Below are 21,110 nucleotides of genomic sequence, written 5' to 3' on the forward strand. Positions count from 1 at the left end.
TCCTCCTGCGGTTCCGGTCAGTCGCTGACGGCGGGGACGGGGGTGCCGGACGGTTCGGTGCCGGCCACGGCCGCGTGCTCGGCCAGTACGCCGGTGCGGTGGCGCTGGACGAACCAGTAGTAGGCGAAGCCGCCGAGCGCGACGGTGCCCACGAAGAGGAACGCGCCCCAGCGCAGATACCAGTGGTGCGGCGGGGCCGCGTTGTAGACCGCGTCCCGTGGCCAGGCGAGGTTGAGCATCATCCCCGCGCCCCACAGCACCGCGAGCAGATTGACCGGCAGTCCGAACCGGCCGAGGGAGAACCGCCCCTCGCCCGCCGGGGCCCACCGCCCGCGGAGCCGCGCCACCAGCATCGGCAGGGTCACCAGCAGATAGGCGAGGTAGATCATGATGATGCCGATGCTGGTCACCACCGAGAAGATCTGCGGCTGGCGGATGTTGACGGCCAGTACGGCGAGCGCCAGCACTCCGACGATCACCGCGGGCAGTACCGGGGTCTTGAACCGCGGGCTGACCCGCGCCATCAGCGAGGCCGCGGGCAGGTTGTTGTCCCGTGCCATCGCGAACGCCAGTCGTACGGCGGCGGTGTGCACGGCCAGCGCGCACACGGTCACCGCGATCAGCACGCACCACAGCATCGCCTTGCCGACCGTCGGGCCCAGTACGTCGAGCACGATGTACTGCAGTCCGTCGGTGGACAGCCCCTCGCCGGTCAGACTGCCCACGCTCATCAGCGCCAGCAGCAGGATCAGCCCGCCCAGGACGAAGGAGGCGATGAGCGCGCGCAGGATCGCGCGGGGCGCGTTGCGCGAGGGGTCAAGGGACTCCTCACCGAGCGAGGCCGCGGTGTCGAAGCCGTACATCACATACGCGGAGGCCAGCGAGGCGGTGAGGAAGGCGCCCAGATAGCCGAGGCCCTGGCCGGAGCCGGCGTGTGCGGTCTCGGTGACCACCTCCGGGCCGCGCACCACATGGACGGCGAAGAGCACGATCAGCACCACGGTGGCGATGAGTTCGAGGAAGACGCCCGCGGTGTTGATCCGGGCCATCAGCTTGACCCCGAAGGCGTTGACCAGGGTGGTGAAGAGGATGAGCACGGTGGCCAGCAGCACCGCGTTGGCGGCCGTGTCGTACTGGCCGCTCCCGTCCCCGACGAACTGGAAGGACGAGGAGATCTGCGGCAGCGTGAGCTGGTACGCCAGGGCCACCGCGGCCAGCGAGACGATCGAGGCGACCAGCATCATCCATCCGGCCAGCCAGCCCACATGGGCGTTGCCCAGCCGTTTGGACCAGTTGTAGACCGAGCCCGCGACCGGATAGCGGGCGGCCAGCTCGGCGAAGCACAGCGCCACCATGAGCTGTCCGCCGAAGACCATCGGCCAGGACCACCAGTAGGCGGGTCCGCCCTGGCCGTAGCCGAAGTAGAAGAGCTGGAAGGTGCCGGTGAGGATGGAGATGTAGCTGATCCCGGCGGCGAAGGTGTGGAAGTTGCCGAGCGTTCTCTTCAATTCGGGGCGGTAGCCGAACTCCGCGAGTTCGGCGTCATCCTGGGAAGGGGGCATGTGCGGACTCCAAAATTCAGGCGAACCAGCCCTGGGGTCGGGGACGGGTGTTGCGCCAGATGTGCTTGGTCTCGCGGTACTCCGCGAGACCGCTGGGCCCCAGTTCCCGCCCGGTCCCGGACTGCTTGAACCCGCCCCACTCCGCCTGCGGCAGATAGGGGTGGTAGTCGTTGATCCATACGGTGCCCAGCCGCAGCCGGGACGTGACCCGCTGGGCCCGCCCCTCGTCACCGGACCACACCGCCCCCGCGAGTCCGTAGATGGTGTCGTTGGCCAGCCGGACCGCCTCGTCCTCGGAGGCGAAACGTTCCACCGTGAGCACCGGGCCGAAGGACTCGTCGGCCAGTACCGACATTCCGCTGTGGCATCGGTCCAGTACGGTCGGCAGGTAGTAGTAGCCGTCCGCCAGGGCCGGGTCCTGGGGCCGGGCGCCGCCGCAGCGCAGCCGCGCCCCCTCGGCGATCCCCGCCGCCACATACGCCTCGACCTTGGCCCGGTGCGCCGCCGAGATCAGCGGACCGGTCTGGGCCCGCTCGTCGAACGGACCGCCCAGCCGGATGGCCTCGGCACGGCGCACCACCTCCTCGACGAAGGCGTCGTGCAGCGAGTCCTCCACCAGCAGCCGGGCACCGGCCGAACAGACCTGTCCGGAGTGCAGGAAGACCGCGGTCAGCGCGTAGTCCACGGCCGTCTCGAAGTCCGCGTCGGCGAAGACCACATTGGGGTTCTTGCCGCCCAGCTCCAGTGAGGTCCGTTTGACGGTGCCCGAGGCCGCGGCCATGATCCGCCGCCCGGTCCGCAGCCCCCCGGTGAAGGACACCAGGTCCACATCGGGGTTGTCGGTCAGCGGCGCCCCGGCCTCGGCCCCCGGGCCCAGCACCAGATTGGCCACCCCGTCCGGCAGCCCCGCCTCCGCCAGCAGCCGCATCAGGGCGATGGCGGTGCTCGGCGTCAGCTCACTGGGCTTGAGGACGAAGGTGTTGCCCGCGGCCAGCGCGGGCGCCACCTTCCACGAGGTCTGCAGCAGCGGGTAGTTCCACGGGGTGATCAGGGCACAGACGCCGACCGGTTCATGGACCACCCGGCTGACCGCGTCCGCCGGACCGGTGTCCACCTCCCGGTCCACCTCGGTGCGGACCAGGGTGCCGAAATAGCGGAAGCAGGCCGCGACATCGTCGATGTCGAGTTCGCTCTCCACCAGCCGTTTGCCGGTGTCCAGGGACTCGGCGCGGGCGAGCCCGGCCCGGTCCCGCTCCAGCAGGTCCGCCACGCGCAGCAGCAGATCGCCGCGGACGGCCGCCGGGGTACGGGGCCACGGCCCCTGGTCGAACGCCTGCCGGGCCGCGGCCACCGCCTCGGCCGCGTCCTTGCCGCCGCCCTCGTCGACGACCGCCACCAGCGAGCCGTCGGCCGGGCAGCGGATCTCCCGGGTGCGCTGGTCGATCGCCCCGGTCCACTGGCCACCGATGAAGAGATCACTCACGGGCATTCCTCCGCTTCCGGGGTGGGGACGTGCTCGGTCACCCACTGGTGGAAGGCGCCGATGTGGTGCTCGCTCGGGACGAGCACCCCGCCGCGCCGGTACGCCCGTGAGTGCATCGCGGGCTGGGTGCGCTCACAGGCATCGAAGTCCTGGGTGTTGACGCGGTGGAACAGCTCGACCGACTTCGACAGATCCCGGTCGGAGGCCACGACGTCCGGGGCGTAGAGCCAGTCGCACTCCACCAGCGTGCGATCGGCGGCGAGCGGGAACATCCGGTGGACGATCACATGGTCGGGCACCAGGTTGATGAAGACCTGCGGCCGCACCGTGATCGCGTAGTAGCGGCGGTCCTGCTCCTCGGCGATCCCGGTGATCCGGTCGAACCCCGCGCTGCCGTCCACCGTGAAGCCCGCGGCCTCCTCGGCGAACTCCGCGCCGTGGCCCACGAAGTACTGGGCGGCCAGACCGTCGGCGAACTCCGGGAGCACCTCGGTCAGCTCCGGATGGATCGTCGCGCAGTGGTAGCACTCCATGAAGTTCTCGACGATCAGCTTCCAGTTGGCCCGGATGTCATAGCTGATCCGGCGCCCCAGGGCGAGCCCCGCCACGTCGTACCGCTCCACGGCCTCGGCGTCGCCCAGCCGTTCGGCGACCGATCCGATCACCGTCTCCTCGAAGGACGGCGGCTCATCGGCCAGGCACACCCAGGCGTAGCCGAGCCATTCGCGCAGGCTCACCGGGATCAGCCCGCGTTCGACCCGGTCGATATCGGGCATCTTCTGGAGGTTGGGAGCGGCGGTGAGCCTGCCGTCCAGATCGTAGGTCCAGGCGTGGTACGGGCACTGGAGCGAGCGCCGGACCGTACCGGACTCCTCGGTGCACAGCCGGGCGCCGCGGTGGCGGCAGATATTGAGGAACGCACGCAGCTCACCGCGGCGGTTACGGGTGACCAGCACGCTCTCCCGGCCGACCTGCACCGTGCGGAACGCTCCGGGGCGGTCCAGGTCGGCACTGCGCACGGCGCAGTACCACAAGGCCTCGAACAGGTGCTCCTGCTCCTGGCGGAAGACACCGGGAGAGGTGTACCAGTGGCCGGGGAGCGTGGTGATCAGACTGGGTGATGTGGCGGCAGGGGATTCGGGGGCCACGGTCATGGCTTCTCCTCAGGCGGGCGCGGCGGTTCGGCCGGCGGGGCAGAAAAGCTCGAGGGGATGGGGACGCCGGGGGTCATCGGCGGATCCGCGTCATCCGCGGATCGAAGAGGGGCTCCTCGGCGACGGTCGCCGGGACCTTCTCGCCGAAGTACTCGATATGCACGGCGGTGCCGGGCACCGCGGCCGCGGCGGGCAGCCAGGCGTACGCCACCGTGCGGCCGACGGTGTAGCCGTAGGCGGCGCTGGTCACATAACCCGCGGGCACACCGTCGACGAACGCCGGCTCGCTGCCCATCACCAGGGCGGCCGGATCGTCCAGGGTGAGACAGACCAGCCTGCGCCGCGCGGTCTGTGCCGAGCGGCCCTCGATCGCGGCCCGCCCGATGAAGTCGCCCTTGTCCATCCGGACCGCGAAGCCGACCCCGGCCTCGTACGGGTCGTGCTCGGTGGTCATGTCATGGCCCCAGGCGCGGTACCCCTTCTCCAGCCGGAGGCTGTTGAAGGCCGAGCGTCCCGCGGCGATCACACCGTGCCGTGCTCCCGCCTCCCACAGGGTGTCCCACAGCCGCAGGCCCATATCGGCGGTGGTGTACAGCTCCCAGCCCAGTTCACCGACGTAGCTCAGCCGCATCGCGGTGACCGGGACATGGCCGAGGTATGTCTGCCGGGCCTTGAAGTAGCCGAACGCGCCGTGCGAGAAGTCATCGCGGGTGAGCGGCTGGACCAGGTCCCGGGCGAGCGGGCCCCACACCCCGACGCAGCAGGTGCCGGGGGTGATGTCGGCGATATGGACGTCGTCCGGTGCGTTGCGCAGCAGCCAGTCCAGGTCGAGACCGCTGTTGGCGCCCACCTGGAAGCGGTTCTCCGCCAGCCGGGCCACGGTCAGATCGCTGCGCACCCCACCGGCCTCGTCCAGCAGCAGGGTGTAGGTGACCGAACCGGGCTTCTTCGCAAGCTGGTTGGTGGTCATGCGCTGGAGGAAGGCGAGTGCGCCGCGCCCGCTGACCTCCAGCCGCTTCAGCGGCGTCATGTCGTACAGCGCGACCCGCTCCCGGGTGGCCCGGGCCTCGGCGGCGGCGATCGGTGACCAGTAGCGGGCCGACCAGGCGTCGCGCCCGGGCAGTTCGATGCCCTCGGCGAGCGGGGCGTTGGCCTCGTACCAGTGCGGCCGCTCCCAGCCGCCGCCCTCCAGGAAGTACGCGCCCAGCTCCCGCTGGCGGACGTGGAACGGGCTGACCCGCAGCGGGCGGGGCCGCTCCATGGGCTGGAGCGGGTGGATGACGTCGTAGACCTCGGTGAAGTTCTGCGCGCCGCGCTCGGCCACATAGGCGGGGGAGGCTTGGGCGTCCTCGAAGCGGTAGAGGTCGCAGCCGTGGACATCGGTGGTGGTCCGCCCGTCGGTCATCCACTCGGCGACGGCCTTGGCGACGCCCGCGGAGTGGGTCACCCACACCGCCTCCGCCAGCCAGAAGCCGCGCACTTCACGGGATTCGCCGATGACCGGCATCCCGTCGGGGGTGAAGGAGAAGACGCCGTTGAACCCCTCCTCGATCCGGCCGGCGCCGAGCGCCGGGAGCAGTCCGACGCTGTCCTCCCAGCTCGGTGCGAAGTCCTCGGCGGTGAACGGCAGCGAGGACGGCATCACGGGGGCGTCGTCGTAGGCGGGTACCCCGGCCGCGTCGACCGGCATCGGCCGGTGGGCGTAGGAGCCGATGCCGATGCGGTCGGTGTGCTCGCGGTAGTACAGATCGCGGTCCTGGAACCGCAGGATCGGCCGGCTCGCCTCGGTGCGCGGGTCGTTCAGGCCCGCCAGCTCCGGCAGCGGCGCGGTCTTGGCGTACTGGTGGGCCAGTGGCAGCAGCGGGACCGGTACCCCGGCCATCTCGCCGATCAGTGGCCCCCAGAACCCGGCGGCGGAGACCACGATGTCGGCGTCGAAGCGGCCCCGGTCGGTGATGACACCGGTGACCCGGCCGTCCTCCTGCTCGATCCCGGTCACGGTGTGCCGGTCCAGGAAGCGGGCGCCGCGCCCGGTGGCCCGCTCCACCTGGGCGCGGGAGGCGAGCAGGGCGCGGGCGAGCCCGTCGTCGGGGGTGTGCAGACCGCCGAGGATCCGCTCCCGGTCCAGCAGGGGCCACAGCTCCGCACAGCGCTCGGGGGAGAGCAGTTCGGCCCGCACTCCCCAGGAGGCGGCGAGTCCGGCCTTGCGGTGCAGATCGGCCCAGCGCTCCTCGCTGGTGGCGATCTCCAGTCCGCCCACCGGGTTGAAACAGGGCAGTCCGTCCACCTCGAGGGCGGAGAACTTCGCGACGGTATAGGCGGCGAAGTCGGTGAGGGTCTTGGAGGGGCTGGTCTGGAAGACCAGTCCGGGCGCGTGCGAGGTGGAGCCGCCGGGCGCCAGCAGCGGCCCCTGCTCCAGGACCGTGACCTCGCTCCAGCCACGGGCGGTCAGTTCGTCGGCCAGTGAGCAGCCGACGATGCCGGCGCCGATGACGATGACGCGCTGCTGCCGGTCGGCTGTCCGCCCGTTCACAGGACCACCACCGAACGCAGCACCTCGCCGCGCTGCATCTTGGCGAACGCCGACTCCACCTCGTCCAGGGCGATGGTCTCGGTGATGAACGCCTCCAGGTCCAGTTTGCGGCTGAGGTGGAGGTCGACCAGGACGGGGAAGTCCCGGCTGGGCAGACAGTCGCCGTACCAGGAGGACTTCAGGGCGCCGCCGCGGGAGAACAGATCGATCAGCGGCAGGTCGATCCGCATCTCCGGGTCCGGTACGCCGACCTGCACCAGCACCCCGGCGTGGTCGCGCATGTAGAAGCCCTGGCGGTAGGTCTCGGGACGGCCCACCGCGTCGATGACCACATCGGCGCCGAAGCCGCCGGTCAGATCGCGTACCGCCTCGACCGGGTCGGTGCCGCGGGAGTTGACGGTGTCGGTGGCGCCGAAGCGGGTGGCCGCGTCCAGCTTCTTGTCGTCGATGTCGACGGCGATCACCCGGCGGGCCCCGGCCAGTGAGGCACCGGCGATGGCCGCGTTGCCGACCCCGCCGCAGCCGATGACGGCCACCGTGTCCCCGTTGGAGACCTGGCCGGTGTGGACGGCCGCGCCGTAACCGGCCATCACCCCGCAGCCGATCAGGCCCGCCGCCTCGGGACGCGCGGACGGGTCGATCTTCACCGCCTGGCCCGCCGCGACCAGGGTCTTCTCGGCGAACGCCCCGATGCCCAGGGCCGGGCTGAGCGGGGTGCCGTCCGCGAGGGTCATCGGCTGGGCGGCGTTGCGGCTGTCGAAGCAGTACCACGGGCGGCCCCGGCGGCAGGAGCGGCAGCCGCCGCAGGGTGCACGCCAGGCCAGTACGACGTAGTCGCCGGGGGCGAGCCCGGTGACCCCCGGCCCCACGGCCTCCACGGTCCCCGCCGCCTCGTGCCCGAGCAGATACGGGAACTCGTCACCGATCGCGCCCTCCCGGTAGTGCAGATCGGTGTGGCACACCCCGCACGCCTGGACGGCCACCAGCACCTCGCCGGGGCCGGGATCGGGCACGATGATCGGCACCACCTCCACGGGGGCGCCTTTCTTGACCGCGACGGCGGCGCGGACTTCTTGCGGCATGGCTCACTCCTCTGTTCTCCTGCGCTCGCAGGGACCGGTGCGTGGGGAGCTGGCATGGCGGACTCGAGACAACGGGAACGGCGGCCGGTTCAACGGTCGCTGGTTACCATCGAGTTGCGTATAGCGCGGCGTGTTGCGCGATGGGAGACATCCTGAAAGTCGCTCCCCCATGCGGTCAAGAGGTACGCGTAAACCGCCTGTAACGGCGTGTTGGCATCGCATGTCGGCCCTGCGTACGGGCGTTTCCGCGGTGCGAAGGGGATACCGACGACGAGGGGGCCGGACGGATCCGGCCCCCTCGTGGCGGTGGTGGTGGCGGTGCGGCGGTCAGCCGGGGAAGCCCATCCTCCGGGACAGCTCCTCCGCCGTCTTCACGGCGTATTCGGCGAGGTCGGGGAGGCGGCTCTGGGCCATCCGGTAGGCCGGTCCGGAGACACCGATGGCCCCGATGACCGCCCCGTCGTGGGGGGGGGCCGGCGCCGCCCCCCCCCCCCCCGCCGACTCCCGCACCCCGCCCGGGGAGGGGGCGGGACACACCGTGGCCCCCGTTGCCCGCCCGGGGGGGGCCGCCCCCGGGCGCGCCCACCGCGTTCAGCCCGATCTCCAGCTCCTCGCAGGAGTAGGCGAAGCCACGCTCCGCGGCCGTCTCCAGCTGCTGCCGCAGCTCGGCGGAGGTGGTGAGGGTGTGCTCGGTGAACCGCGGCAGCTTCCGTGTCACCAGCCGCTCCCGCCGCTCGCCGGTCAGATGGGCGAGCAGCACCTTGCCGCTCGCGGTGGCGTGCAGCGCGGTCCGGCGGCCCAGCCAGTTGAAGGCGGTGACCGCGGCGGCGCCGCGCGCCTGCATGATGTTGACCGCCGCGTCGCCGTCCAGTACGGCGATATTGGCCGTCTCGCCGGTCTCGTCGGCCAGCGCCCGGCACACCGGGGCGCCCTCCTGCGAGATGTCCAGGCGGATGGCGGCGGCGCCGGCGAGTCTGAGCACCCCCGCGCCCAGGTAGTACTTCCCCCGTTCCCGTTCCTGGCCGACCAGCCCGCGGTTCTCCAGGACGCCGAGCAGTCGGAAGGCGGTCGACTTGTGCACCCCCAGCTCGTCGGCGATCTCGGTCACTCCGGCCTCGCCCAGTTTGGCGAGGATCTCCAGGACGCTGACCGCCCTGTCCACCGATTGCACTGACCCGGCGGTCCCCCGCTTCTCCTCGGCCCGGTCCTCGGTCGTGTTCGTCATGGTTCTGATCTCACCATCCGGCGGCTTCGCATGGGGCCCCTCGACGGGGAACTCTTGACGGCTGCCTTCCCGATCTGGATTCTGTTGCGCATCGCGCTTTTCGATGCGCCATTCAGAACGCATGATACCGATCAACGTGAGGGGGGCCAATGATTCCCGTCTGCCGTATCGAGGACCTGCCGGAGGGCGAGTCGGTGCGTGTCGAGGCCGGCGAGACCGGCGGGCCGATCGCCGTATTCCACTCCGAGGGCGCGTTCTACGCCATCGACGACACCTGCAGCCACCAGGACGCCTCTCTCTCGGAAGGCTGGCTGGAAGGCTGCTACGTCGAATGCCCGCTGCACGCCGCCCTGTTCGACCTGCGCTCCGGCATGCCCACCTGCCTGCCCGCCCGCAAGCCCGTACGGACCCACGCTGTCACGGTCGTCGACGGAATGCTGTATGTCCACCCCGCGGTGCACGCTGTTCCCGCCGAGCCGGTCCACGCGGTCCAGGAAGAAGCCGTCGCATGAGGACGGTCACCGTCGTCGGGGCCTCGCTCGCCGGACTGCACGCGGCGCGGGGCCTGCGCTCCCACGGTTTCGACGGGCGGCTGGTGATCGTCGGGGAGGAGCGCCACCGCCCCTATGACCGCCCGCCGCTGTCCAAGGAATTCCTCACCCGTCCCGGAGATCCGGACGGCGACCCCGCCCCGCTCGCCCTGACCGACCCCGAGGACGAGGCCGAGCTGGACGCCGAATGGCTGCTCGGCGTCCGGGCCGAGGCACTGGACCCCGCCGCGGGGGAGGTCCGGCTCGCCGGCGGGCGCACCGTCCGCACCGACGGCGTGGTCATCGCCACCGGCGCCGCCCCCCGCACCCTGCGCGCCACCGCCCTCCCCGGGGTGCACACCCTGCGCACCCTCGACGACGCCGCCCGGCTCCGCGCCGAGCTGCGCGCGGGCGCCGCCCGGGCGGTGGTGATCGGTGCCGGGTTCATCGGTGCCGAGGTCGCCTCCTCCTGCGCCGCCCTCGGACTCGACGTCACCGTGGTCGAGGCGGCGCCGCTGCCGCTGGTGCCCCAGCTCGGCACGGAGCTGGCCGGAGTCTGTGCCGCGCTGCACCGCACCAGCGGGGTGACCCTGCTGTGCGGCACCCAGGTGGCGACCCTGCGCGGCACCGACCGGGTCACCGGTGTGGAACTCGCCGACGGCCGGGTGCTCCCCGCGGACGTGGTGGTCGTCGGCATCGGCGTGCGCCCCGTCACCGGCTGGCTGGAGGGCTCCGGGCTGGCCCTCGAGGACGGGGTGCTGTGCGACGAGGGCTGTGTCACCGCACTGCCCAATGTGGTGGCCGTCGGCGATGTGGCCCGGCTCGCCCGGCCCGGAGTCGGACGCACCGTCCGCGCCGAACACTGGACCAGCGGGATGGAACAGGGCGGGGTGGCCGCCCGCAATCTGCTCGCCGGATCCACCGTCGAGCCCTTCGCCGCGCTGCCCTACTTCTGGTCCGACCAGTACGGCGCCCGGATCCAGTACGCCGGGCGGCGCGACCCCGGTGACACCGTCCGGATCGACGAGGGTGACCCCGCCGACCCCGGTGCCGGACTGCTGGCGGTCTACGAACGGGACGGCAGCCCCACCGCCGTGCTCGGTATCAACCGGCCGCGGCCGTTCATGCGGCTGCGCCGCGAGCTCGCCCGCGCTCCGCAGCCGGCCGGGCGGTGATCCGCTGCGCCCTGCGCGCCTCCCGGCGCCGGCGGCGCAGCTCCCGCGCCGTGCTGCTGGGCCGGGACACCACCCCGTAGCGCTGGTTCCAGACCTGGCGGGTCACCCACACGTCCAGCACGCCCCAGGTCGCCACCACCGTGCTCGCCACCGTGGCGAGCACGGCGGGGAAGGCGAACAACGAACCGGCGAAGGTGCACAGCACCGCCACCATCGCCTGCACCAGCGTCACCGCGACGATGATCACTGCTCGCACCGCCGCCGTACGGACCGGGTCGGGCAGCCGCCTGCGGCGGGCCGGCTCCTCGGTCCACAGCGGCCGGGCGGTCCGCACCGGGATGTCGCGATCCTTGTCCATGGCGTCGTGTACGGCGTCCATGACGCTCCACCCCTTCCCACGGCTGTCCCGGCCCGCCTGCCCAGATAGCGGTACTTGGGACGTATGCCCCCTTGATGTCCCCCGTAACGTCACGAACGGCGGACACCGGAAGTTCCCCGCCCCGGAGGGTGGCGAGAGGAAAACCGGCCAAGACTCCCCGCTTACGTTCACCCGAAGAGCGGCAGGTGGGTGCCACCGACCGGGGGGTAAGTCGGACAATGGCCCGACAACTCCCGATCATGAAGGGTGGGTTGATCACTGCATCAACCGGACAGCCCTTCGAGATGGCCGACATGCAGTAGTAGGCTCGCGCCCGCTCGTTGTCGGAACATCGAACACCGCCCCCGTGCAAGGGGGTTGACGTTGGGGAGGCCATGCGCTTTCGCGGGAAGTCCATCCGCCGGAAGATCGTGGCGCTGTTGCTGGTGCCGCTTGTCTCACTGACGGCAATCTGGGCCTTCGCTACAGTGATCACTGGTCGGGAAGCGATGCAGCTGCTGGACGCATCGGACATCATCGACAAGGCGGGCCAGCCGGCGGAGGAAGCGGTGCACGCCGTCCAGAAGGAACGGCGGCAGACCCTCATCCTGCTCGCGGACCCCCGCCAGTCGGACGCGCTGCCCGTGCTGCACACACAGCAGCGCAAAACCGACGAGGTCATCGGCACCCTGCGGGAGGCCGCCGCGGACGGCGACGTACGCGACCTCATGAACGGCGACTCCCGGGACCAGCTCGGCGCGATCCTCAAGGCGGCCGACGGGCTCGACAGTCTGCGCCGGAAGGTCGAGGACAACGGCATCACCCGGATCGCAGCATATGAGTACTACAACAAACTCGTCGACCTCTGCTACACCTTCCGCAGTTCGCTGCACGCCGTGCCCGATACCGACCTGGACAAGCAGGGCCGGGCACTGGTCGCGATGATCCGCGCCCGGGAGGCGCTCTCCCGTGAGGACGCCCTCTACGTCTCGGGGCTCACGGCGCGCAAGATGACGCTGGCCGACCTCCAGGCGATGTCCGACCTCATCGCCGAGCGCACCCTGCTCTACGAGACCAATCTGCCGATCCTGCCCGCCTCGGAGCAGAAGATCTTCGCCGACTACCGGCGCACCAACTCCGCCCCCGCCGCGCTGCGGATCGCCGAGGGCAAGATCCTGTCCACGATGGATCCCAAGGTGGCCATCAAGGCCCTGGACCAGGAGCACTGGGAGGCCGCCGCGGGGCCGGTGCTCAACGACTACGACCGGCTCGGCGACGAGGCCACCGACCGGCTCCAGGACCGGATCGACCCGGTCGCCAACAGCGTGATGCTCAAGGCGGGCGCGGCCGGCATCCTCGGTCTGCTGGCCCTGGTCGTCTCGGTCTTCGTCTCGTTCCGGATCGGCCGCGCGCTGGTCCGCGACCTCTCCGGGCTCCGCAAGGACGCCCAGGAGGTCGCCAGCGTCCGGCTGCCCAGCGTGATGCGCCGCCTCGGCGCGGGGGAGAAGGTGGACGTCGAGACCGAGGCGCCCCGGCTCGACTACGGCCCCGATGAGATGGGCCAGGTCGGCCAGGCCGTCAACACCCTCCAGCGAGCGGCCGTCGAGGCCGCCGTCAAACAGGCCGAACTGCGCCAGGGCGTCTCCGAGGTCTTCGTCAACCTCGCCCGCCGCAGCCAGGTGCTGCTGCACCGCCAGCTCACCCTGCTGGACGCCATGGAGCGGCGCACCGAGGACACCGACGAACTCGCCGACCTGTTCCGGCTGGACCATATGACCACCCGTATGCGGCGGCACGCCGAGGGCCTGGTCATCCTCTCCGGCGCCGCGCCCTCGCGGCAGTGGCGCAAGCCGATCCAGCTCATGGACGTGGTGCGCGCCGCCGTCGCCGAGGTCGAGGACTACGAGCGGATCGAGGTCCGCCGGATGCCCCGGCTGGCCGTCAACGGCCCGGCCGTCGGCGACCTCACCCACCTCATCGCCGAACTGCTGGAGAACGCCACCGTGTTCTCCCCGCCGCACACCGCCGTCCAGGTGCACGGTGAGCGGGTGGCCAAGGGTTTCACCCTGGAGATCCACGACCGCGGCCTCGGGATGACCCCCGACGCGCTCATGGAGGCCAACCTCCGGCTCGCCGAGACCCCCGAGTTCGAGCTGTCCGACACCGACCGGCTCGGGCTGTTCGTGGTCAGCCGGCTCGCCCAGCGCCAGGGCGTCCGCGTCTCGCTCCAGCCCTCCCCGTACGGCGGCACCACGGCCGTCGTCCTCATCCCCGGCACCCTGCTCAACGACGATGACGCCGGGGACGACACCGACGACCGCGGCCGCGGGCAGAGTTATGACCGGCTCGGCCCGCAGAGCAGGCTCCAGGCGGTCCAGGAACGGACCGCCCCGTTCGAGGACCCCTCGGCGGCCGTGGCCTTCCCGTCCGGTCCGACCCGGACCCTGCCGCCGATCAACGGACCGGTCGAGCTCGAACCACCGGTCGCCCCGCACCCGGTCCAGGAGCCCGAGGAGGACGAGGAACTCGGCGGGATCTTCCGGGCCCGCGGGCTGCCCGGCCAGCGCCCCGTCCCCGAGGCCGAGCGGCACCAGCCCGCTCCGCAGCCGCTGCCGGGCAACGGCCCGGCCCCGCTGCCCCGCCGCGTCCCGCCGGTGCTGGTCTCCGACCACGGCCGCCCGGTCGAGGGCAACGCCGCCGGCGGGGGCCGGCACGCCCGCCCGCACAGCGTCGACCAGCCCTCCCGGGCCGAACGGCCGGACCCGGCCCAGGGACCGGCCCCGGTGGCGCGGGGGCAGGCACCCGGCCAGGGCCAGGGGTACGGCTCGGGGCACACACCGGCACCGGGCCAGGACCGCGGCCCGTCCTGGGCGGCGGACCGGACGCCCGAACGTCCGGTGCCACCGCAGCGTTCGGCCTCCGGACTGCCCCGGCGCGTCCGGCAGGCCAGCCTGGCCCCGCAGCTGAGGAACGACCCCACGCAAGCGAACGAGGCGGACAGGTACCCTGCGGACACCGATCCCGAACGGGAGGCCGAGCAGGCGCGGGCCACCATGGCCTCCCTCCAGCGGGGTTGGCAGCGCGGCCGGCGGCAGACGGGCAGCGGTCCCGGGGCGCCGGACACAGCACCAGGAACGACACATGAGGGGGACGGTCGATGACCGCATCGAACGCCGCAGCACGGAACGCCTCGGCACGGACGTCGGGCGAACTCAACTGGCTGCTTGACGAACTGGTCGGACGGGTGGGCAGCATCCGCAAGGCGCTGGTCCTGTCCGGGGACGGTCTGCCCACCGGCGGCTCCCGCGATCTGTCCCGGGAGGACGGTGAGCACCTGGCCGCCGTGGCGTCCGGGTTCCACAGCCTCGCCAAGGGCGTCGGCCGCCACTTCGACGTCGGCCGGGTGCGGCAGACCATCATCGAACTCGACGACGCCTTCCTGTTCGTCACCGCGGCGGGCGACGGCAGTTGCCTGGCGGTGCTCGCCGACGCCGACTCCGATGTCGGGCAGGTGGCCTACGAGATGACGCTGCTGGTGAAGCGGGTGGGCGCACATCTGGGCTCCGCTCCGCGCGCCGGCGGGTGACGGAGGCCGGGGGACATGACCCGAGGCGGGGAACAGACCGGCCGCTGGTTCGACGACGCCGCCGGACCGGTGGTCCGGCCCTACGCGATGACACGGGGGCGCACCCGCAGCGCCGCGGAGGGAAAGCTCGATCTGATCGCGGTCGTCGTCGCCGACGCTGTGCACCAACGGACCGTCACCGACCAGACGTTGTCCCCGGAGCACATCGACATCGTCGAGATGAGCCGCGGTACCCCACAGTCCGTCGCCGAGCTGGCGGCCGAACTCGACCTGCCGGTCGGGGTGGTCCGCGTACTCATCGGTGACCTGCTCCACGCGGCACTCGTCCGAGTGTCCCGGCCAGTACCTCCGGCGGAACTGCCGGACGAGAGGATTCTGCGCGAGGTGATCAATGGTCTACGGGCACTCTGACCTAGGCCGCTCTCCCATCGTCGAACCGGTCACGCTCAAGATACTTGTGGCGGGCGGCTTCGGCGCCGGTAAGACGACCTTGGTGGGCGCGGTCAGCGAGATCAAACCGCTGCGCACCGAGGAGCTTCTCACCGAGGCGGGCCGGCCGGTCGACGACATCGCGGGGGTGGAGGGCAAGAAGACCACCACCGTCGCCATGGACTTCGGGCGCATCACGCTCCGCGAGGACCTCGTCCTCTACCTCTTCGGCACCCCCGGACAGGACCGCTTCTGGTTCCTGTGGGACGAACTCGCCACCGGTGCGCTGGGCGCGGTGGTGCTGGCCGACACCCGGCGGCTCGAGGACTGCTTCGCCGCCATCGACTACTTCGAACGGCGCGGTATCGCCTTCACGGTGGCCGTCAACTGCTTCGAGGGCGCGGACCGCTACCCCGAGGAGTCGGTGCGCGACGCGCTCGACCTCGACCCCGGCACCCCGGTCATCCTGTGCGACGCCCGTGAGCGCGAGTCCGCCAAGAACGTGCTGATCTCGGTGGTCGAGCACGCGATGCTGGCCTCGGCGACCCGGCGCTAGCCGCCCCGTCCGGGGCCCGGCGCGACCACGGCCCGTACCCCGCCGTCCGGGGTACGGGCCGTCGCCCTGTGCCGGTGGGGTCCGGCAAGACGTTACGCCTCGGCGTCCGCCGCCCGGCCCTGGTCGCCCCGGTCGTCCTTGTGCCAGCCGAAGCTGCGCTCCACCGCCATGCGCCAGTTGCCGTACTCGCGCTCCCGCTCCGCCGCCTCCATCCGCGGCGTCCACTCGGTGTCGCGCTGCCAGTGGGTCCGCAGCTCGTCGAGGTCCTGCCACACCCCGGTGGCCAGCCCGGCCGCGTACGCCGCGCCCAGACAGGTGGTCTCGGAGACCACCGGACGGATCACCGGGACACCGAGCACATCGGCCTGGTGCTGCATCAGCAGCCCGTTGGCGGTCATCCCGCCGTCGACCTTGAGCGTGGTGATCCGCACCCCGGAGTCCTGGTACATCGCGTCGACCACCTCACGCGTCTGCCAGCTCGTGGCCTCCAGTACGGCCCGTGCCAGATGCGCCTTGGTGACGTACCGGGTCAGACCGGTGACCACACCCCGCGCGTCGGAGCGCCAGTACGGGGCGAACAACCCGGAGAACGCCGGGACGATATACGCGCCACCGTTGTCGGACACGCTCGCGGCCAGCGGTTCGATCTCGTCCGCGGACCGGATGATGCCGAGCTGGTCCCGGAACCACTGCACCAGCGCCCCGGTGATGGCGATCGAGCCCTCCAGACAGTAGACGGGCCGCTCACCGCCGAGCCGGTAGCCCATCGTGGTCAGCAGTCCGCTCTTGGAGGGCACCGGACGGTCGCCGGTGTTCAGCAGCAGGAAACTCCCGGTGCCGTAGGTGTTCTTGGCCTCGCCCACGCCGTAGCAGGTCTGGCCGAACACCGCGGCCTGCTGGTCACCGAGGGCGGAGGCCACCGGTACCCCGGCGAGCTGGCCCACCGCCGTGCCGTACACCTCGGCCGAGGAGCGGATCTCCGGCAGCATCGCCTCGGGGATGTTCATTGCGGACAGGATCGAGCCGTCCCACTGGAGGGTTTCCAGGTCCATCAGCAGGGTGCGCCCGGCATTGGTGACGTCGGTGACATGCACCCCGCCGTCGGTGCCGCCGGTGAGGTTCCAGATCAGCCAGGAGTCGATGGTGCCGAAGGCGATCTCACCGAGTTCGGCGCGGCGGCGCAGCCCGGGGACGTTGTCCAGCAGCCAGGCGGCTTTCGGCCCGGAGAAGTAACTGGCCAGCGGCAGCCCGGTGGTGTCCCGGAAGCGGTCCTGGCCGTGTTCGCCGCCGAGTTCGTCGCAGAGCCCGGCGGTACGGGTGTCCTGCCAGACGATCGCGTTGTGCACCGGTTTGCCGGTGGACCGGTCCCACAGCACCGTCGTCTCACGCTGGTTGGTGATGCCCAGCGCGGTCAGATGGTCCGCACGCAGCCCGGCCTTGGCGAGCGCACCGGCCACCACCGCCTGCACCTTGGCCCAGATCTCGGTGGCGTCATGCTCCACCCAGCCCGGCTTGGGGAAGATCTGGCGGTGTTCGCGCTGGTCGACGGCGACGATCCGGCCGCCGTGGTCGAAGATGATGCAGCGGCTGGAGGTGGTGCCCTGGTCGATCGCGGCCACATAGGTGTCCGAGCGGTTCGGCATGGCGTCTCCTTCGGTCAGAAGGCTGCGTTGAAGACGAGGCCCGCGAGCACGGCCCCGATCAGCGGACCCACCACCGGGATCCAGGCGTAGGACCAGTCCGAGGTGCCCTTGTTGGGGATGGGCAGCACGGCGTGTGCCAGGCGCGGGCCGAGGTCGCGCGCCGGGTTGATGGCATAGCCGGTCGGCCCGCCCAGGGACAGCCCTATCCCGACCACCAGGAAGGAGACGAGCAGGATGGAGATACCGGAGCCGTAGATCACGGTGCCGTCGCCGTCCGTGCCGGCCACCGGGCCGATGCCGATCCCGTCGACCCTGCCGAAGGCCAGCAGCGGCAGCACCAGGGCGGCGGTGGCGATGATCTCGGTGACCAGGTTGGCCACCGGATTGCGGAGTTCCGGGATGGTGGCGAAGACCCCCAGCGTGGGCTGGGCGTTTCGCTCCTCGGCGTTGGCGGCGAACTGGGCGTAGTACAGCAGCCAGGCGAGCACCGCGCCGATGGCGGCGCCGACGAGCTGACCGAGGATGTAGAGCGGCACCTTGTCCCAGTCGCCGGTGTCGACGGCGACGCCCACGGTCACGGCCGGGTTGAGATGGGCGCCGGAGAGCGGCGCCGCGGTGTAGGCCCCGGCCAGGACGCCGAAGCCCCAGCCGAAGGCGATGACGATCCACCCGGAGGCTTTCGCCTTGGAGTGGTTCAGGGTGACGGCGGCACAGACGCCCGCTCCGAAAAGGATCAGTATCGCGGTGCCGATGACCTCACCGGTGAAGATGTCCCCATTGCTCATGGCGGCTCCTAGGACCTCGCCCGGGACGCGGTGCCCCGGTCCTCCGTGCTGGGTCGTTTCGAGCGTGCGGATGCATCGGAATCGCCCATGGGGGGTGAGCGTGGTGGAGCCTGCGCGCGGCGATGCCGACGGACACCGCAGAAGTGTTACCCCGAGGTCATGTGGCGTCAAGGTGATGAACCGCAACGGTGTCCGTCACGGCCGGACCCCACACGGCGGTGCCCCGTATCCGCTCAGCACACCGCGATCACCGAGGAACCGTGCCCGAACAGCCCCTGGTTGGCGGTGATCCCGGTGTGTGCACCCGCCACCTGACGGTCGCCCGCGGTACCGCGCAACTGCCAGGTGAGTTCGCAGACCTGGGCGATGGCCTGGGCCGGGACCGCCTCCCCGAAGGAGGCGAGACCGCCGCTGGGATTGACCGGGATCCGCCCGCCCAGCGCGGTGGCCCCCTCGCGCAGCAGCTTCGCGCCCTCCCCGGCGCCGCACAGCCCCAAGTCCTCGTACCACTCCAGCTCCAGCGCCGTGGACAGGTCGTACACCTCGGCCAGTGACAGGTCCTCCGGTCCGAGCCCGGCCTCCTCGTAGGCCGCCCGCGCGATGGACGGACGGAACGGATCGTCCCCCGGACCGGCCGCGGGGGCGGAGTCGGTGGCGATGTCCGGCAGATCGAGCGCGGTCCGCGGATGGCGCGGCGAGACCGAGGACACCGCGCGGATCCGCACCGGCCGCCGGATCCCCCGCCGCCGTGCCACCTCCATACTGCCGAGCACCAGCGCCGCGCCCCCGTCGGAGGTGGCGCAGATGTCCAGCAACCGCAGTGGATCGGCCACCACGGCGGACGCGGCCACCTCCTCGGCGGTCACCCGGGAGCGGTAGCGGGCACGGGCGTTGAGGGCCCCGGCCGCCGCGTTCTTCACCTTGACCCGGGCGAAGTCCTCGGGGGTGTCGCCGTACAGGGCCATCCGGCGGCGTGCCCACAGCGCGAAGTAGGCGGGGTTGGTGGCGCCCAGCACCCGGAATCGCAGCCAGTCCGGATCGTCGGGGCGCTCACCGCCCGCGGGTGCGAAGAAGCCCTTGGGTGCCGCGTCCGCGCCCACCACCAGCACGGTGTCCGCCATACCGGACAGGATCTGGGCGCGGGCGGTGTCGATCGCCCGCGCACCGGTGGCGCAGGCCGCGTACACACTGGTGACCTTGGCGCCCTGCCAGCCCAGCGCACGGGCGAAGGTGGCGCCCGCCACCTGGCCGGGATAGCCGCAGCGCACGGTGTTCGCCCCGACCACGGACTCGATCGCGGACCACTCCAGACCGGCGTCGGCGAGGGCGGCACGGGCGGCCGCCGTCCCGTACTCGGTGAAGTCACGGCCCCATTTGCCCCACGGGTGCATTCCGGCGCCCAGCACCGCCACCTCGCCGGTCATGACGCCTCCCCGGGAACGGGCCGCCAGTGCCAGGTGGTCAGGGTCCGCCCGTCCTCCTCGGCCAGCACCCCGGGCACCACCTCGACCTCCATGCCCACGGCCAGATCGGCCACGGTCACCCCGGGCGCGCCCTGGCCCAGCACCACCATCCCCTCCGCCGCGAGCTCCACGGCGATCAGGGTGTACGGCCGCCAGGGGAGGCCGGGGTCCGAGGGGTAGGGGGCGGGCGGCCGGTACCGCCCGTCGGTGTACGACCAGACGCGGCCGCGCGGGGACAGCGGCACCTCCTCCAGTGCGGTGCCCGCACAGCCGGGGGCGCGGCACGAGGCGTCCTCGCGCGGGAAGTGCACGGTGCGGCAGCGGCGGCAGCGGGTGCCCAGCAGCCGGAACGCGGTGGTGTCGTCCGGGGTGAACCACCCCGGCACGACCGGTGTACGGGTACGGGACACGGCCCCTCCCGGCAGACGGTCCGGTGGACGGCGAGAAACGGAACTGACGGTACGTCAGAAGTCTGCCACGGGAACCGCGCCCCGTCACCGGTGCCGGTCACCGGTGCCCGTCACCGGCCGGAAGGGGCCGATGACCTCAGTGACCGGTCAGCGACCGGCGCGCCACGGGGAAGTCGAAATAGGTGTCGGGGAAGAGCTCCGGCTTGTAGGTGTAGTGCCACCACTCCTCCGCCAGGTTGACGAAGCCCAGCCCCTCCATGGTGTCCTTCAGCAGCATCCGGTTGGCCCGCTGCACCCCGGTGATCCGCGGATCCAGGGTGTGCGAAAGTGTGTCGAAGCAGTCGTAACCGGTGCCCATGTCCACCGAGTTGTCCGGGAACCGCTCCTTCTCGGGTCCGTAGCAGGACGTCAGTTCCTCACCGGGCTCATACGGCCGGGTGGGCTGCGCGGGCAGCCGCACGATCGTCAGATCCAGGGTGCCGCCCCGGCTGTGCCCGGACTTCTCGGCGATATAGCCGTCCTCGAACAGCCGGGTCTTGTCGACCCGCGGATAGAACTCGTCCTTCATCCGCTGGTCGTCGAGGTCCTTCGCCCACGACACGAAGGTGTCCACCGCGCGCTGTGGGCGATAGCAGTCGTACACCTTCAGCGTGTAACCGCGCTTGAGCAGCCGCGTCTGCGCGCGGTGGAGCGCCTTGGCCGCAGGGCGGGTCAGGATGCACATCGGACGGCGGTAGCCGTCGACCGGATCACCGGTGAAGTTGTGCTCGGTGATGTACCGGATCTCCTGGAGGATCGTGGGGTCCACATCGCTCAGCGCCACGAACTCCTCGGGCGCCTTGGGGTCGGGTCCGGCCTGCGCGGGGCCGGAGGAGGCCACGGCCATCAGGGCGGCGAGAGGCAGGGCGAGGGCGCGCAGCACGGCGGCACATTTCAGCATGGCCCTCCTCTACCAGTGGCCGGAGCCATGGACAACCCCAGCCCTGCCGCACGCCGTTGCCGATGGCCCGTTGTCGGAGCGGTTCGGATGCGCCCGGAAGGGGCGCGGGGCTGTGTCGATATGCGGGGCCGCCGCGTGGGCGCGACCGGCCACGGCACCGCCGCGGGACGTATGACGACAGTTCGGGCCACGTCCC

At 71.5% G+C, this 21,110-nt stretch carries 17 protein-coding genes and 1 pseudogene; 6 read left to right on the plus strand and 12 right to left on the minus strand.

Annotated features, from left to right (window positions below):
* Positions 1 to 17: 17 nt before the first annotated feature.
* The 6 genes and pseudogenes from NMK44_RS26665 to NMK44_RS26690 all read right to left on the minus strand — a co-directional run bounded on the left by NMK44_RS26665 (position 18) and on the right by NMK44_RS26690 (position 9,039).
* On the minus strand, positions 18 to 1,562 hold the full coding sequence (locus tag NMK44_RS26665; protein WP_254747503.1) for an APC family permease: 1,545 nt from the start codon (positions 1,560 to 1,562) through the stop codon (positions 18 to 20).
* A gap of 16 nt (positions 1,563 to 1,578) precedes the next feature.
* A complete protein-coding gene (locus NMK44_RS26670; protein WP_254747505.1) occupies positions 1,579 to 3,045 on the minus strand; it encodes an aldehyde dehydrogenase family protein in 1,467 nt (488 codons plus the stop codon).
* Positions 3,042 to 4,199, minus strand: coding sequence for an aromatic ring-hydroxylating oxygenase subunit alpha (locus NMK44_RS26675; RefSeq protein WP_254747516.1), 1,158 nt, complete (start codon positions 4,197 to 4,199; stop codon positions 3,042 to 3,044). Before NMK44_RS26675 ends, NMK44_RS26670 begins: the two co-directional genes overlap by 4 nt.
* A gap of 73 nt (positions 4,200 to 4,272) precedes the next feature.
* Entirely contained in the window at positions 4,273 to 6,732 is a 2,460-nt protein-coding gene (locus NMK44_RS26680) for a GcvT family protein (protein WP_254747518.1), read from the minus strand.
* Positions 6,729 to 7,814, minus strand: a complete 1,086-nt coding sequence (locus NMK44_RS26685; protein WP_254747520.1) for an S-(hydroxymethyl)mycothiol dehydrogenase — start codon at positions 7,812 to 7,814, stop codon at positions 6,729 to 6,731. The genes NMK44_RS26680 and NMK44_RS26685 overlap by 4 nt, the downstream gene beginning before the upstream one ends.
* Before the next feature lie 327 nt (positions 7,815 to 8,141).
* Positions 8,142 to 9,039 (minus strand): annotated as a pseudogene (locus NMK44_RS26690) (IclR family transcriptional regulator).
* Between the two features lie 149 nt (positions 9,040 to 9,188).
* On the opposite strand from NMK44_RS26690, the gene NMK44_RS26695 reads away from it, so the two are divergent.
* Both NMK44_RS26695 and NMK44_RS26700 read left to right on the plus strand, forming a co-directional pair.
* Positions 9,189 to 9,551, plus strand: coding sequence for a bifunctional 3-phenylpropionate/cinnamic acid dioxygenase ferredoxin subunit (locus NMK44_RS26695; RefSeq protein ID WP_254747522.1), 363 nt, complete (start codon positions 9,189 to 9,191; stop codon positions 9,549 to 9,551).
* Positions 9,548 to 10,744: an NAD(P)/FAD-dependent oxidoreductase gene (locus NMK44_RS26700; RefSeq protein ID WP_254747524.1), complete on the plus strand. Its 1,197-nt coding sequence runs from the start codon at positions 9,548 to 9,550 to the stop codon at positions 10,742 to 10,744. The genes NMK44_RS26695 and NMK44_RS26700 overlap by 4 nt, the downstream gene beginning before the upstream one ends.
* Here the strand turns inward: NMK44_RS26700 and NMK44_RS26705 are convergent.
* A complete protein-coding gene (locus tag NMK44_RS26705) occupies positions 10,692 to 11,123 on the minus strand; it encodes a hypothetical protein (protein ID WP_374215345.1) in 432 nt (143 codons plus the stop codon). The two genes, NMK44_RS26700 and NMK44_RS26705, sit on opposite strands and share 53 nt — an antisense overlap.
* A 374-nt stretch (positions 11,124 to 11,497) precedes the next feature.
* Here NMK44_RS26705 and NMK44_RS26710 point away from each other — a divergent pair, with 374 nt between their 5' ends.
* The 4 genes from NMK44_RS26710 to NMK44_RS26725 are packed head-to-tail and all read left to right on the plus strand — an operon-like array spanning position 11,498 to position 15,673.
* Positions 11,498 to 14,263 carry a nitrate- and nitrite sensing domain-containing protein gene (locus NMK44_RS26710; RefSeq protein WP_254747526.1) on the plus strand — a complete coding sequence of 922 codons (2,766 nt, stop codon included), beginning with the start codon at positions 11,498 to 11,500 and terminating at the stop codon, positions 14,261 to 14,263.
* Positions 14,260 to 14,688, plus strand: a complete 429-nt coding sequence (locus tag NMK44_RS26715; protein ID WP_254747528.1) for a roadblock/LC7 domain-containing protein — start codon at positions 14,260 to 14,262, stop codon at positions 14,686 to 14,688. Before NMK44_RS26710 ends, NMK44_RS26715 begins: the two co-directional genes overlap by 4 nt.
* Positions 14,689 to 14,703: 15 nt before the next feature.
* Positions 14,704 to 15,099 carry a DUF742 domain-containing protein gene (locus NMK44_RS26720; protein WP_254747530.1) on the plus strand — a complete coding sequence of 132 codons (396 nt, stop codon included), beginning with the start codon at positions 14,704 to 14,706 and terminating at the stop codon, positions 15,097 to 15,099.
* On the plus strand, positions 15,080 to 15,673 hold the full coding sequence (locus tag NMK44_RS26725) for a GTP-binding protein (RefSeq protein WP_254747532.1): 594 nt from the start codon (positions 15,080 to 15,082) through the stop codon (positions 15,671 to 15,673). The genes NMK44_RS26720 and NMK44_RS26725 overlap by 20 nt, the downstream gene beginning before the upstream one ends.
* Positions 15,674 to 15,765: 92 nt before the next feature.
* Here NMK44_RS26725 and glpK read toward each other — a convergent pair whose 3' ends face one another.
* The 5 genes from glpK to NMK44_RS26750 form a co-directional block, all read right to left on the minus strand.
* On the minus strand, positions 15,766 to 17,316 hold the full coding sequence (gene glpK / locus NMK44_RS26730) for a glycerol kinase GlpK (protein ID WP_254747534.1): 1,551 nt from the start codon (positions 17,314 to 17,316) through the stop codon (positions 15,766 to 15,768).
* Positions 17,317 to 17,330: 14 nt separating this feature from the next.
* Positions 17,331 to 18,101, minus strand: a complete 771-nt coding sequence (locus NMK44_RS26735; protein ID WP_254747536.1) for an MIP/aquaporin family protein — start codon at positions 18,099 to 18,101, stop codon at positions 17,331 to 17,333.
* 233 nt (positions 18,102 to 18,334) lie between these two features.
* Positions 18,335 to 19,525 (minus strand): lipid-transfer protein, encoded by a 1,191-nt coding sequence (locus NMK44_RS26740; RefSeq protein ID WP_254747538.1) that lies wholly within the window; start codon positions 19,523 to 19,525, stop codon positions 18,335 to 18,337.
* Positions 19,522 to 19,974: a Zn-ribbon domain-containing OB-fold protein gene (locus NMK44_RS26745; protein WP_254747540.1), complete on the minus strand. Its 453-nt coding sequence runs from the start codon at positions 19,972 to 19,974 to the stop codon at positions 19,522 to 19,524. Before NMK44_RS26745 ends, NMK44_RS26740 begins: the two co-directional genes overlap by 4 nt.
* 136 nt (positions 19,975 to 20,110) lie before the next feature.
* Positions 20,111 to 20,914, minus strand: a complete 804-nt coding sequence (locus NMK44_RS26750) for a M15 family metallopeptidase (protein WP_254747542.1) — start codon at positions 20,912 to 20,914, stop codon at positions 20,111 to 20,113.
* Between the last annotated feature and the right edge of the window lie 196 nt (positions 20,915 to 21,110).

Source organism: Streptomyces cucumeris (assembly GCF_024295805.1).
GTDB lineage: Bacteria > Actinomycetota > Actinomycetes > Streptomycetales > Streptomycetaceae > Streptomyces > Streptomyces cucumeris.

Excerpts from the sequence above, each read along its gene's own strand:
- NMK44_RS26665 (WP_254747503.1), bottom strand. The coding sequence starts at position 1,562 with ATGCCCCCTTCCCAGGATGACGCCGAACTCGCGGAGTTCGGCTACCGC.
- NMK44_RS26675 (WP_254747516.1), bottom strand. The coding sequence starts at position 4,199 with ATGACCGTGGCCCCCGAATCCCCTGCCGCCACATCACCCAGTCTGATC.
- NMK44_RS26685 (WP_254747520.1), bottom strand. The coding sequence starts at position 7,814 with ATGCCGCAAGAAGTCCGCGCCGCCGTCGCGGTCAAGAAAGGCGCCCCC.
- NMK44_RS26695 (WP_254747522.1), top strand. The coding sequence starts at position 9,189 with ATGATTCCCGTCTGCCGTATCGAGGACCTGCCGGAGGGCGAGTCGGTG.
- NMK44_RS26700 (WP_254747524.1), top strand. The coding sequence starts at position 9,548 with ATGAGGACGGTCACCGTCGTCGGGGCCTCGCTCGCCGGACTGCACGCG.
- NMK44_RS26705 (WP_374215345.1), bottom strand. The coding sequence starts at position 11,123 with ATGGACGCCGTACACGACGCCATGGACAAGGATCGCGACATCCCGGTG.
- NMK44_RS26710 (WP_254747526.1), top strand. The coding sequence starts at position 11,498 with ATGCGCTTTCGCGGGAAGTCCATCCGCCGGAAGATCGTGGCGCTGTTG.
- NMK44_RS26715 (WP_254747528.1), top strand. The coding sequence starts at position 14,260 with ATGACCGCATCGAACGCCGCAGCACGGAACGCCTCGGCACGGACGTCG.
- NMK44_RS26720 (WP_254747530.1), top strand. The coding sequence starts at position 14,704 with ATGACCCGAGGCGGGGAACAGACCGGCCGCTGGTTCGACGACGCCGCC.
- NMK44_RS26725 (WP_254747532.1), top strand. The coding sequence starts at position 15,080 with ATGGTCTACGGGCACTCTGACCTAGGCCGCTCTCCCATCGTCGAACCG.
- glpK (WP_254747534.1), bottom strand. The coding sequence starts at position 17,316 with ATGCCGAACCGCTCGGACACCTATGTGGCCGCGATCGACCAGGGCACC.
- NMK44_RS26735 (WP_254747536.1), bottom strand. The coding sequence starts at position 18,101 with ATGAGCAATGGGGACATCTTCACCGGTGAGGTCATCGGCACCGCGATA.
- NMK44_RS26740 (WP_254747538.1), bottom strand. The coding sequence starts at position 19,525 with ATGACCGGCGAGGTGGCGGTGCTGGGCGCCGGAATGCACCCGTGGGGC.
- NMK44_RS26750 (WP_254747542.1), bottom strand. The coding sequence starts at position 20,914 with ATGCTGAAATGTGCCGCCGTGCTGCGCGCCCTCGCCCTGCCTCTCGCC.